Annotated in this window: 1 protein-coding gene; it reads right to left on the bottom strand. The window is 35.8% G+C overall.

Annotated elements, in window-relative coordinates:
• Positions 1-18: 18 nt before the first annotated feature.
• Positions 19-837 (bottom strand): transposase (locus tag HCR01_RS38060; protein ID WP_193201033.1); only part of this gene is annotated, 819 nt, incomplete at its 5' end.

The following is an 837-nucleotide window of genomic DNA, read 5'->3' as shown; positions in this document are numbered from 1 at the left end:
ACCAATACCTTAGCCAATTTAAGAGGGTTCAACGCCTGTGGAAACGGGATGAATACGTCCTAAAGAAGTAAGCTTGGCAAAAATCTGGGTTAATAAAATAGGCTCAGGGATTTCTCTAAGCATTTTTAACATTTCACGAACATATCGAAAACCACGGTAGTAAGCCTTAAGATCAATAATGCCGGAGTCGGGATTGTGTTGACGAAAATCAGAAAGAAGATGGTGGGATAAGTTGACCATAAAGAATGCTAAGTTAGCAGCATTAGTCACGGCAGTTTGGCTTAAATTCATAAAATCTTCTAATCCCCAAAACTGTTTGGCATCTCGAAAGTTAAACTCAATTTGAAAACGAAGCTTGTAATAATCGATTATCTGTTCGTAGGACAAATATAGGTCACTAGAAAATAAAATTACATGACTACAAGCATTAGTTTTAATATTGGTTTTGACCAAAATAACTATATTCAGTGCTTGAGCAAATTCCTTGTGGAGTAAAGTAGCTTGATAAATATCCGTTTTGATATCCTCCTCAATCGTACTTTTACACAAATATTCGTCAGATATATTACAATAGTCAATCTTCTCCCCGTATTTACGGCGGGAGCGACAATTGGGGTCAGGATTTTGATAAGGTATATATAGTGCCGAATCGCAGCGAAGTTTAGAAATGATATGCAAGTTAACCTGGCGAACCATCTGCAAGGCATTATTGTTCCCAAAATGACCGTCTAAAACTAAGTAGGTCAAGGGGATAAAGTTAGCTACTAACTTGACTAACTCATTAATCATTTTTTTAATTCTTAGTAATTCAGATGTAAGAATTACTTCTGTTTTGTT

The organism is Nostoc sp. MG11, from assembly GCF_014904695.1.
In the GTDB taxonomy this organism is placed as follows: Bacteria; Cyanobacteriota; Cyanobacteriia; order Cyanobacteriales; family Nostocaceae; genus Komarekiella.
Note: the sequence above shows the minus strand (reverse complement) of the source record. Positions and strands in the feature narration are given on the sequence as shown.